The following is an 11,464-nucleotide window of genomic DNA, read 5'->3' on the forward strand; positions in this document are numbered from 1 at the left end:
GCTGGGGCCCGTGCCCGGGACCGACCTGTCGTCGTACGACGACCACGCGCTCGCCGCCCACCTCGCCACCGTCGCCGGCGAGCAGCTGCTCGACCTGCGGGTGCGGGCCGTCGCGGAGAGCTGGGAGCCGGCGCAGCTGAAGGACACGGGCGACCGGGTCGCCCACGAGCTCATCGTCGGCCTGCTGGCCGGTGCCCGGCCCGGCGACGCCGTGCTGTCGGAGGAGGGCCGTGACGACCTGGTGCGGCTCGAGGCGGAGCGGGTGTGGATCGTCGACCCGCTCGACGGCACGCGGGAGTACGGCGAGCCGCCCCGCGAGGACTGGGCCGTCCACGTGGCGCTGTGGGAGCGGGACGCAGCCGATCCCGCCGGCGGCGGGGACCTCACGGTCGGCGCCGTCGCGCAGCCGGCCCTGGAGGAGACGTTCTCGACGGCCGCACCCCGGATGGCGCCGCCCGCCGCGGGAGGACGGCGCCCGCGGCTCGTCGTCTCGCGCAGCCGTCCGCCGGCGGTCACCGACGTCGTCGCCACCGCGCTCGACGCGGAGCTGCTGCCCATGGGGTCCGCCGGGGCGAAGGTGATGGCGGTCGTGCGCGGCGTCGCGGACGCCTACGTGCACGCCGGCGGCCAGTACGAGTGGGACTCCGCCGCGCCCGTCGCCGTCGCCCGCGCGGCCGGCCTCCACACGAGCCGCGTCGACGGCTCGACCCTGCGCTACAACCAGGCCGACGTGTACCTGCCCGACCTCGTCGTGTGCCGGCCCGAGCTCGCCGACCGCGTGCTGGCCGCCATCGCCGGGGCGTGAGCGCGCCGCGCAAGCCGGCCGCGCGAACCGCGGCGAAGAAGGCGGCGGCGAAGCCGCCCGCGGGGAAGTCCGCCGCCGCGAAGAAGGTGCCCGCGAAGAAGGTGCCCGCGAAGAAGGTGCCCGCGAAGAAGGCCGCCGCGCGCCGGCCCGCGGCGCGACCGGCCCCGCGGCGACCGGCCACGCGGCGACCCGTCACGGCCGCGCGGCGGGGGAGGCACGTCGTACCGGGGCTGCTCGTCGTCATCGCCGTCGCCCTGCTCGGCGCGGCCTGGTGGGTCGCGCGCGAGCCGGCGCCGCAGCCGCGCTCCGAGCCCGGCACCTCCGCGTTGGGCGAGGTCGCCCCGCCGCCCGCGGCGGAGCAGCCGCTGCTGCCGCCGGGTCGTCCGGTCGTGCCGGTCGTCGACGCCGCGTGGACGGCCGACGTCGCCGCGCGCACGGGGCTCCCGCAGGTGGCGACGAACGCGTACGCCGTCGCCGAGCTGCGCGTGCGCGCCGAGGACCCCGGGTGCGCGATCGGGTGGGCGACGCTGGCGGGCATCGGGTACGTCGAGTCCCGCCACGGCACCATCTCCGGCAGCATCCTCGGCCTCGACGGCCGGTCCAGCCCGGCCGTGGTGGGGCCGGCACTCGACGGCACCGGCAGCTTCGCCGCCATCCCGTCGCACCCGGCGCTCGTGCAGTGGCACGGCGACCCCGTGTGGGACCACGCCGTCGGGCCGATGCAGTTCATCGGCTCGACCTGGGCCCGGTGGGGCGCCGACGGCGACGGCGACGGCGAGACGGACCCGAACGACCTCGACGACGCCGCGTACGCCGCCGCCCGCTACCTGTGCCACGACGACAACGACCTCGCGAGCGGGCAGGGCTGGGCCGACGCGGTGTTCTCCTACAACCACGACCAGGCGTACGTCGACGCCGTGCACGCCGCCGCATCCGGGTACGCCGCCCGCTCCGCCGAGGGCAGCTGAGTCTGGCCACCGACGGCGCGTCTCGGTGGTCGAGGTGACCCCGCGGGTGCGGCGGCGGTCGAGGTGGGCGGCGTTCCGGTGGTTGAGGTGGCCGCGCGCGTTCCGGTGGTTGAGGTGGGTGCGCTAGCACCCCTCGAAACCACGCCCGGACACGCCGGTGTCCCCGCCAGCCGCCGGTGGTTGAGGTGGCCGCGCGCGTTCCGGTGGTTGAGGTGGCCGCGCGCGTTCCGGTGGTCGACGTGGCCGCGCGCGTTCCGGTGGTTGAGGTGGGTGCGCTAGCACCCCTCGAAACCACGCCTGGACATGCCGGTGGCCCCGCCAGGTGGTGCTGGGTGGCGGGGTCGGCGTTGGTGGCGGTGCTAGTCGAGCGGTGTGGTGCCGGTCGAGTCGACGGCGTAGCGAAGCCCGTGGGGGCTGGTCCAGACGTAGGTTCCGAGCGGGTCTCGGTGGTAGCGCCATCGTCGATCGGGTGGCACGCCGCCCGGTGGGTCGTCGGGACCGTCGGATGGGCCTGGTGGGCTGGCTCCGGTCGGTGACGGGTGTGTCTTGGCTCGGTGCTCGCCTCGGCAGAGCGGGGCGAGGTTGCTGGTGGACGTCTGCCTGGCACCGGGTGCTGCTTCTCGCCGGTAGGCCTCGGTGTGGTCGAGGTCGAGGCCTCGTGCTGGTCTTCCGCAGTAGGGGAAGGCACAAGTGGGTCGGTCGAGGCGGACGCGTTCGGCGATGCGGTCGGGGACCTCGTACGCGTCCACCGCCACATGCCCGCTGAGGTCGATGACGGGCTTCACGACGACCTGCGTGCCGGGCGTGCGGCACCAGTCGCGGACCTGGTCGGCGGTGATGAGTGCGCGGGTGTTCTCGAGGCGGGCGAGGTCGATGCCGGTGTGGCCGGTGACCGGGTCGATGCCGGGCCCTGTCTCTAGCCCGTCGGCGGAGCGGTGGGCGGCGATGGCGGCGTCGGAGAGGTGGACGTAGAGCACGACCTGCCGCGCGGGTGTCCGGGTCGAGCCGGTTGGCGCCTCGCCGCCGTCGACTGCGGTGGCGCCGTACAGGTCGAGGGCGGTTTGGCGGCGGGCCAGCTCGCCGAGGGCCATGGAGCGGCGGACGTCGAGGTCGGCGTCGCATCCGGCGGCGGCGAGGTCGGCGGCGACACGTTGCACGGCGTTGTTCAGGTCGAGGGCGTCGGCGAGGTCGAGGGTGCCGTGGACGGGGACGACGCCGGTCCAGGGTGCTGCGGCGTCGACGGGGTTGGTCTCGATGGTGAAGTAGCGGCCGGCGTCTGCGTCTGCACGGTCGAGCTCGGCGTTCTCGGGGTCGAACCGGGCGGTGGCTTCGGCGACGAGGCGTTCGACGGTCGGCATGGTGGCGCGGTGCGCGACGGGCGCGAGGTTGCGGTCCACGAAGTCCGCGCCCTCGGCCGTCAGCGTGCGGGTCAGGGCCGCGATCTTCCGTGCCCGCCACACCGGTAGCGCTCGCTTCTGCGCGGTGGGGTCTGCGCCGGCGAGGACGCGGGAGTAGAGGCGGGGGAGGCGGTGCCGCAGCTCGATCGCGTCCCCGATCAAGGGTCGGCCCGAGGCGACGGAGCGCCCGAGGGCGGCAGAGATCTCGTAGAGGCAGAACTCCGAGACCAGTGGTGCGCCGGGGCCGCCGAGCTCGAGGAACCGGTCGCCGCCCGGAACTGAGTTCGGGCCTTCGGACCACAAACCGAGCGGGCCGATCGGGTCGCCCACGGTGCCGCCCGAACGGTCGGTGTGGGCGTCGGCCCAGTCCGCGACCGCGACGAACGTGGCCACCTCGGCGGCCTGCTGCGCGGCGGCAGCCGCGCGGGCAGTGACGAGCAACGCGCTCGTGTCGGTGGCCGCGGGGGCCTCGACGACGGCGGTGCTCGACTGGTTCATACCGACAACGCTAGGGGTGACCACCGACAGTTTCGGCCGGGCCAGCGGGGGCTGGGGAAAGAAGATCTAGGCATCTGAGCTTCGTCACAGCACTCTGCCGGCGACCGTTCCTGAGGTGGTTTCGAGGGCCGCCGGGGCGGCCACCTCAACCACCGAACCGGGCGGCCACCTCAACCACCGGGCGGCCACCTCAACCACCGAACGGCGCGGCGACCTCGACCACCGGCCTGCCCGCCCGGTGCACGGATCGCGGCGATCTCACCGCAAGCACCCTCTCTGACGGTCGGTCGGGGCCCGTTTGCCGCGATCGGGGCCGGTGCGCGCCTTCGCCCGTGGTTTCGAGGGCCGCTGGGGCGGCCACCTCAACCACCGGTGCGGGGCGGCCACCTCGACCACCGGTGCGGGGCGGCCAGCTCAACCACCGATCGGTCCGGCCGCGTCGGCCCCGTGGTTTCGAGGGCCGCTGGGGCGGCCACCTCAACCACCGAGCCGGGCGGCCACCTCAACCACCGGTGCGGGGCGGGTACCTCAACCACCGAGCCGGGCGGCCACCCCACCTCCGAGCCGGGCGGCCACCTCGACCACCGAGCCGGGCGGCCACCTCATCCACCGAGCCGGGCGGCCACCTCCACCACCGAACCAGCCCCGCCCCGCCACCAACTGCCGCGGGGCGGGTACCGGGGCGGCGCCAGTAGGCTGGCGGGGCGCTTTCCCCCCACCCCTCCGTCGCGCCCGGCTCCCCGGGTCGCGCCGCGGAGGGGCTGTGGTGGTGCGCGCCCGAGCCGATCCGCGCCCTCCCAGGAGCAATCCCGTGCACCTCTCCGGCCTCGCCGACGCCGTCCTGGCCGACCCGACCCTCGACAGCGCGCTCGCGGGCGCACGCGACGGGTCGGAGCGCGTCCTCGACCTGACGGGCCCGGCGGCGGTGCGGCCGTTCGTGGTCAAGGGCCTCGTCGACACGGGTCGGGTGGTGCTCGCGGTGACCCCGACGACCCGCGACGCCGAGGAGCTGGTGGCGGCGCTGGGTGACCTCGTCGACCCGAGCCGCGTGGCCTACTTCCCCAGCTGGGAGACGCTGCCGCACGAGCGCCTGAGTCCCCGCAGCGACACGGTGGGCCGCCGCCTCGCGGTGCTGCGCCGCCTCGCCCACCCCGGCACCGACGCGACCAACGGCCCGGTGTCGGTCGTCGTCGCGCCGGTCCGCAGCCTGCTGCAGCCGCAGGTCAAGGGCCTCGGCGACCTCGTGCCGGTCGAGCTGGTCCCGGGGCAGGAGGCGCGGCTCGACGACGTGGTCGCGGGGCTGGAGGGTGCGGCGTACGCGCGTGTCGACCTCGTCGAGAAGCGCGGGGAGTACGCCGTGCGCGGCGGCATCGTCGACGTGTTCCCGCCCACCGACGAGCACCCGGTGCGCGTCGAGTTCTGGGGCGACGAGGTGGAGGAGGTCCGCACCTTCTCCGTCGCCGACCAGCGCACCGTCGACAAGGTCGAGCGCCTGTGGGCGCCCCCGTGCCGCGAGCTCCTGCTCACCCCCGAGGTACGCCGCCGCGCGGCCGAGCTCGGGCAGGCCCACCCCCAGCTGCGCGAGCTCACCGAGAAGATCTCGGAGGGCATCGCGGTCGAGGGCATGGAGTCGCTGGCCCCGGTGCTGGTCGACGACATGGAGCTGCTCGTCGACGTGCTCCCCGCCGACACCCACGTCCTCATGCTCGACCCCGAGCGCGCCCGCCGCCGCGCGGCGGACCTGGTGGCCACCAGCGAGGAGTTCCTGGGGGCGTCGTGGGCGGCGGCGGCCGGCGGGGGAGAGGCCCCGATCGACCTGGGCGCGGCGTCGTACCACGCGTTCGCCGACGTCCGCGAGCACGCGCTCGCCCGCGGCCAGGCCTGGTGGGGCGTCAGCCCCTTCGGCATCGACGACGACACCGCCCCGCAGGACGCGGCCGGGCGCGACGCGGCGACGGCCGGCGTACCCGTCCGGGCCCTGTCGCCGCGCCCCGCCGAGGCCTACCGCGGGGACGTGGAGAAGGCGCTGTCGGACGTGGCGTCGTGGCACCGCTCGGGCTACCGCGTCGTCGTCGTCCACCCCGGCCACGGTCCCGCCCAGCGCACCGTCGAGGCCCTCGCGGACCGCGACGTGCCGGCCCGCCTCGTCGAGCAGGTCGAGGACCTGCCGCCCGCCGACGTCGTCACCGTCACCTGCGGCTCGCTGTCGCAGGGCTTCGTCGACGAGGCCAACCGCGTCGTGCTGCTCACCGGGGAGGACGTCTCGGGCCAGAAGGCGTCGACGCGCGACATGCGCAAGATGCCCGCCCGCCGCAAGCGCCAGATCGACCCGCTCGAGCTCAAGGCCGGGGACTTCGTCGTGCACCAGCAGCACGGCGTGGGCCGGTTCGTCGAGATGAAGCAGCGCGAGGTGGGCGGCGCGGTGCGGGAGTACCTCGTGCTCGAGTACGGCGCGTCCAAGCGCGGCGCGCCGCCGGACCGCCTCTACGTCCCGGCCGACACGCTCGACCAGGTGACCCGCTACGTCGGCGGCGAGCAGCCCAGCCTCGACCGTCTCGGCGGCGGCGACTGGACCAAGCGCAAGGCCCGCGCCCGCAAGGCGGTCAAGGAGATCGCGGCCGAGCTCATCAAGCTCTACGCCGCGCGGCAGGCCACGCAGGGCCACGCCTTCGGCCCCGACACGCCCTGGCAGCGCGAGCTGGAGGACGCCTTCCCCTACGCGGAGACGCCCGACCAGCTCACGACCGTCGACGAGGTCAAGGGCGACATGGAGCGCACCATGCCGATGGACCGCCTGGTCTGCGGCGACGTCGGCTACGGCAAGACCGAGATCGCGGTGCGCGCCGCGTTCAAGGCGGTGCAGGACGGCAAGCAGGTCGCGGTGCTCGTCCCGACGACGCTGCTCGTCACCCAGCACTTCTCGACGTTCGCCGAGCGGATGAGCGGCTTCCCGGTCGTGCTCAAGGCCCTGAGCCGCTTCCAGTCCGACAAGGAGGCCACGGCGGTCCTCGAGGGCCTGGCGAAGGGCGAGATCGACGTCGTCATCGGCACGCACCGCCTGCTCAACCCCGAGATCCGCTTCAAGGACCTGGGTCTCATCATCGTCGACGAGGAGCAGCGCTTCGGCGTCGAGCACAAGGAGCAGATGAAGCGGCTGCGCACCAGCGTGGACGTGCTCGCCATGTCCGCCACGCCGATCCCGCGCACCCTGGAGATGGCCGTCACCGGCATCCGCGAGATGTCGACCATCACCACGCCGCCCGAGGAGCGCCACCCGGTGCTCACCTACGTCGGCGCCTACGAGGACCGCCAGGTCGTGGCCGCCATCCGTCGCGAGCTGCTGCGCGACGGCCAGGTGTTCTACATCCACAACCGGGTGCAGTCGATCGAGAAGGCGGCACAGCGGCTCACCGAGCTGGTGCCCGAGGCCCGGGTCGCCACGGCCCACGGGCAGATGAACGAGAAGCAGCTCGAGCAGGTGATGCTCGACTTCTGGGAGAAGCGCTTCGACGTGCTCGTCTGCACCACCCTCGTCGAGTCGGGCCTCGACGTCTCGAACGCCAACACCATGCTCATCGAGCGCGCCGACACCCTCGGCCTCAGCCAGCTCCACCAGCTGCGCGGCCGCGTCGGCCGCTCCCGGGAGCGGGCCTACGCCTACTTCCTCTACCCGAGCGAGAAGCCGCTCACCGAGACCGCCCACGAGCGGCTCGCGACGCTGGCGCAGCACTCCGACCTCGGCGGCGGCATGGCGATCGCCATGAAGGACCTCGAGATCCGCGGCGCCGGCAACCTGCTCGGCGGCGAGCAGTCGGGCCACATCGCCGACGTCGGCTTCGACCTCTACGTCCGCCTCGTCGGTGAGGCGGTCGCCGACTTCAAGGGCACCCCCGACGACCAGCTCGAGGAGGTGCGCGTCGAGCTGCCCGTCGAGGCCCACCTGCCGCACGACTACGTGCCGAGCGAGCGGCTGCGCCTGGAGATGTACAAGCGGCTCTCCGAGGTGCGCTCCAACGAGGACGTCGACGTGCTGCGCGACGAGCTCGTCGACCGGTACGGCGAGCCCCCCGTCGAGGTCGAGAGCCTGCTCTACGTCGCGCGCTTCCGGGCCCGCGCCCGGCAGGCCGGCATCCGCGAGGTCACGATGGCGGGCAAGAACGTGCGCTTCGCCCCGGTGTCGCTGCCGGAGTCGCGCACGGTGCGCCTGCAGCGGCTCTACCCGAGGTCGCTCGTCAAGCCGGCCACCGACACGATCCTCGTGCCCCGCCCGCAGACCGCGGTCGTGGCCGGGAAGCCCATCACGGGGCTGGCGCTGCTCGAGTGGTGCGCGCAGGTCATCGACGCGGTGATCGACCCGCGGGAGTCGTGACCGCTACGGTGTGACGGTGATCACCTCGCCCCGTCGCGCCGCCCGGGTGGGCGGCGCGCTCGTCTCGCTCGCCGTGACCGCGCTCCTCGCCTCCGGCTGCGACGCCGACCCCCGCACGGCCGTCGCGGTCGACGGGGAGCGTCTCGAGGTCGACCGCCTCGACGCCGTCACGACCGCCTACTGCGGCTACATCAGCGAGGTGGGGGTGGAGGCGCAGCCGCGCGCGGTCGTGCGCGCGGGATTCGCGCAGCTGTGGGTGTACGGCGCGGCCCTGCGCGAGGAGGCCGGCGAGGACCTGCTGGCCCCGCCACCGCAGGCCGAGGACCTCGTCGCCGAGCTCGAGGACGCGGGCGCGCAGGCCGAGGTGGCGCGCGAGACGGTGCGCCTGCTGACGCTGGGCAACGCCCTGTCCGACCCGGTCGTCGCGGGCGCCGCGGCCCAGGCCGTCGAGGGCGCGGACGTCACCGTCAACCCGCAGGTGGGGCAGTACGACGAGGGGGTGCTGTCGCTGGACGGCGACGGCATCAGCGTGGCGCAGGGCGAGGAGGCCCGGGCCACCACGTTCGCCTCCGACGCCCCGGTGACCCCCGAGCAGGTGGCCGCGCTCCCCGCCGGGCAGCGCTGCGGCGGCTGACGGCTGACGGCTGGCGGCCCGGGCGGGCTAGCGGCTGGCGTCGGCGACGATGCGGCGCGCCACGCCCTCGGTGACGAGCTCGCGCGCGGGCAGGTCGGTGAGCAGGTAGGCCGCCCCGAGCAGGCCGCTGGGCCGGAAGGTGATGCGCAGGTGCAGGCGGCAGCCGGTGTCGCGCGGCGTCAGCCACGTCGTCAGCCGCACCTGGCCCGGCGCGTGCACCCGGGCCTGCAGCCGCAGGCGGTGGGCCACGTGGTCGGCCGCGAGCACGTCCCAGAACCCGGCGGTGTCGCCGGTCGACAGCAGGTCGGGCGGGCCGGGTGCGTCCTCGCCGCGGCGCACCTCGGGCCGGGGCGGGTCGCCGAGCACGGCGCGGGCGAGGTCGTCGATGCGGGCACGCAGCACGAGCGGCGCGGCGTCGGCGTACCAGCGGGGGGCGTCCCCGTCGGGGCGGGCGGCGAGCACCGACCACACCTCCGCCAGCGGTCGCTCCAGCCGCACGTGCCGCTCGCTGCGGCGCAGTCCGGGTCGGGGTCGGCGCATGGTCACAGCCTCCGTCGTACGGCGTCGCGCAGGGCCTGCTCGGGATCGGTGCCGCTGGCCCGGGCCTCGGCGACGAGCGCCAGGAGGCGGTCGCCGAGGTCGGCGGCGGCGGCGGTGGGGTCGGGCGTCGCGAGGGGGGTGCCGGCGCGCTCGGCGCGGTCGAGCACCTTGTCGGCCCACAGGAGTGCGGGCAGCGTCGCCGGCAGCCCGTCGACGGGGGAGGTGCGGCGCTTCTCGGTCGCCTTCACCGCCTCCCACGTCTCGTTGACCGTGGCGGCGTCGGGGACCGGCCCCGCGGTGTCCCCGGCGGCCCCGGGGGCGCTGCTCGCGCCCTCGCCCAGCACGTGCGGGTTGCGCCGCACCAGCTTGGCGTGCAGGTCGGCCGCGACGTCGTCGACGTCGAACTCTCCGCGCTCCTCGGCGATGGCGGCGTGGAAGTAGACCTGCAGGAGCAGGTCGCCCAGCTCCTCGCGCAGCAGCGCGGTGTCGCCGGTGTCGAGCGCCTCGAGCACCTCGTGGGTCTCCTCCAGCAGGTGCCGCGCCAGGGTGCGGTGGGTCTGTGCGGACTTCCAGGGGCACTCGGCGCGCAGCCGGCGCATGACCGGCACCAGCGCGGTCAGGGCGGCGCCGTCGGCGCGGGGGACGGGTGCCGGGCTCACCTCGTCGACTCTACCGACGCACCCGCGCGGCCCCGGCGAGCCCGTCGGGCGGCGGGGGCCGGTCCCGTTAGGCTGACCGGCGGTCGGCGGCACCCGTCGGCCGGGCACGGTCACCTCACGTCGTGCGCCGCGGTGCGGCGTACCCCGACACAGGAGCAACATGGCAAGCATCGTCGCCGTCGGCGCCCGCGAGATCCTCGACTCGCGCGGCAACCCCACCGTCGAGGTCGAGGTCCTCCTGGAGGACGGCGTCCTCGGCCGCGCCGCCGTCCCGAGCGGCGCCTCCACGGGCGCGTTCGAGGCCGTGGAGCTGCGCGACGGGGGCGACCGGTACCTCGGCAAGGGCGTCCAGCAGGCGGTGGAGGCCGTGCGCGAGCGCATCGCCCCCGTGCTGGTGGGCCTCGACGCCGACGACCAGCGCCTCGTCGACGCGAGCATGCTCGAGCTCGACGGCACGCCGAACAAGGCGCAGCTCGGCGCCAACGCCATCCTCGGCGCCTCGCTGGCGACCGCGCAGGCCGCGGCCGAGTCGGCGGGCCTGCCGCTCTACAAGTACGTCGGTGGCCCCAACGCCCACGTGCTGCCCGTGCCGATGATGAACATCCTCAACGGCGGCGCGCACGCGGACACGAACGTCGACGTGCAGGAGTTCATGGTGGCGCCCATCGGCGCCCCGACCTTCGCCGACGCGGTGCGCAGCGGCGCGGAGGTCTACCACGCGCTCAAGTCGGTGCTGAAGAAGCGCGGGCTCGCGACCGGCGTCGGCGACGAGGGCGGCTTCGCCCCCGACCTGGCGTCGAACCGCGCCGCGCTCGACCTCATCGCCGAGGCCGTCGACGCCGCGGGCTACACGCTGGGCCGCGACATCGTGCTCGCCCTCGACGTGGCCGCGAGCGAGTTCTGCACCGACGGCGTCTACACCTTCGAGGGCGCGTCGAAGTCGGCCGAGGAGATGACGGCCTACTACGCCGAGCTCGTCGCGGCGTACCCCATCGTCTCGATCGAGGACCCGCTCGACGAGGACGACTGGGAGGGCTGGAAGGCCATCACCGACACCCTCGGTGCCCGCACGCAGCTCGTCGGCGACGACCTGTTCGTCACCAACGTCGAGCGCCTCCAGCGCGGCATCAGCGGCGGCCAGGCCAACGCGCTGCTGGTCAAGGTCAACCAGATCGGCTCGCTCACCGAGACGCTCGACTCCGTCGAGCTGGCGCACCGCAACGGCTACCGCTGCATGATGAGCCACCGCTCGGGCGAGACCGAGGACGTCACCATCGCCGACCTCGCCGTCGCCACGAACTGCGGCCAGATCAAGACGGGCGCCCCCGCGCGCTCCGAGCGGGTCGCGAAGTACAACCAGCTCCTGCGCATCGAGGACGAGCTCGGCGACGCCGCGCGCTACGCCGGCGCCGGCGCGTTCCCGCGCTTCCAGGGCTGACCCGCACCCGCACGAACACCAGCACCGCAGCACCGCACGAGCAGCAGGGGAGGACGACCGTGGTCGACGAGCGCCGCCGGGCACGGTCGTCCGGCCCCGGGGCCCGCGGGCCGCGCACCGGTCCGGGCAGCGGCCCGGGCCGGTCGCGCCCGGCCG

The 11,464-nt window shown here is 75.0% G+C and carries 8 protein-coding genes; 5 read left to right on the plus strand and 3 right to left on the minus strand.

The annotated features are described in order from the left end of the window. Window positions 1–10: 10 nt before the first annotated feature. Window positions 11–805 (plus strand): 3'(2'),5'-bisphosphate nucleotidase CysQ, encoded by a 795-nt coding sequence (locus tag INN71_RS03835; protein WP_277500713.1) that lies wholly within the window; start codon window positions 11–13, stop codon window positions 803–805. Then, entirely contained in the window at window positions 802–1,773 is a 972-nt protein-coding gene (locus INN71_RS03840) for a lytic murein transglycosylase (RefSeq protein WP_277500712.1), read from the plus strand. Before INN71_RS03835 ends, INN71_RS03840 begins: the two co-directional genes overlap by 4 nt. Before the next feature lie 359 nt (window positions 1,774–2,132). Here the strand turns inward: INN71_RS03840 and INN71_RS03845 are convergent, their stop codons facing one another. Further along, window positions 2,133–3,668: an HNH endonuclease signature motif containing protein gene (locus INN71_RS03845; RefSeq protein WP_277500711.1), complete on the minus strand. Its 1,536-nt coding sequence runs from the start codon at window positions 3,666–3,668 to the stop codon at window positions 2,133–2,135. Window positions 3,669–4,479: 811 nt separating this feature from the next. On the opposite strand from INN71_RS03845, the gene mfd reads away from it, so the two are divergent. Together mfd and INN71_RS03855 are read left to right on the plus strand one after the other, a co-directional pair. Then, on the plus strand, window positions 4,480–8,037 hold the full coding sequence (gene mfd, locus INN71_RS03850; RefSeq protein ID WP_277500710.1) for a transcription-repair coupling factor: 3,558 nt from the start codon (window positions 4,480–4,482) through the stop codon (window positions 8,035–8,037). A gap of 16 nt (window positions 8,038–8,053) precedes the next feature. After that, the gene (locus INN71_RS03855) at window positions 8,054–8,671 is read left to right on the plus strand and encodes a hypothetical protein (RefSeq protein WP_277500709.1); all 618 of its coding nucleotides are present in this window, start codon (window positions 8,054–8,056) and stop codon (window positions 8,669–8,671) included. 27 nt (window positions 8,672–8,698) lie between these two features. Here the strand turns inward: INN71_RS03855 and INN71_RS03860 are convergent, their stop codons facing one another. Both INN71_RS03860 and INN71_RS03865 read right to left on the minus strand, forming a co-directional pair. Beyond that, window positions 8,699–9,211: a DUF2867 domain-containing protein gene (locus tag INN71_RS03860; protein ID WP_277500708.1), complete on the minus strand. Its 513-nt coding sequence runs from the start codon at window positions 9,209–9,211 to the stop codon at window positions 8,699–8,701. 2 nt (window positions 9,212–9,213) lie between these two features. After that, a complete protein-coding gene (locus INN71_RS03865) occupies window positions 9,214–9,870 on the minus strand; it encodes a MazG family protein (RefSeq protein WP_277500707.1) in 657 nt (218 codons plus the stop codon). A 160-nt stretch (window positions 9,871–10,030) separates the two neighbouring features. Between INN71_RS03865 and eno the strand changes: the two genes are divergently transcribed. Beyond that, window positions 10,031–11,308: a phosphopyruvate hydratase gene (eno, locus tag INN71_RS03870; RefSeq protein ID WP_277500706.1), complete on the plus strand. Its 1,278-nt coding sequence runs from the start codon at window positions 10,031–10,033 to the stop codon at window positions 11,306–11,308. The last annotated feature ends 156 nt before the right edge of the window (window positions 11,309–11,464 follow it).

It is taken from the genome of Nocardioides sp. ChNu-153, assembly GCF_030466625.1.
In the GTDB taxonomy this organism is placed as follows: Bacteria; Actinomycetota; Actinomycetes; order Propionibacteriales; family Nocardioidaceae; genus Nocardioides.

Coding starts and splice junctions, on each gene's coding strand:
- eno (WP_277500706.1), top strand. CDS start 10,031: ATGGCAAGCATCGTCGCCGTCGGCGCCCGCGAGATCCTCGACTCGCGC.
- INN71_RS03860 (WP_277500708.1), bottom strand. CDS start 9,211: ATGCGCCGACCCCGACCCGGACTGCGCCGCAGCGAGCGGCACGTGCGG.
- INN71_RS03845 (WP_277500711.1), bottom strand. CDS start 3,668: ATGAACCAGTCGAGCACCGCCGTCGTCGAGGCCCCCGCGGCCACCGAC.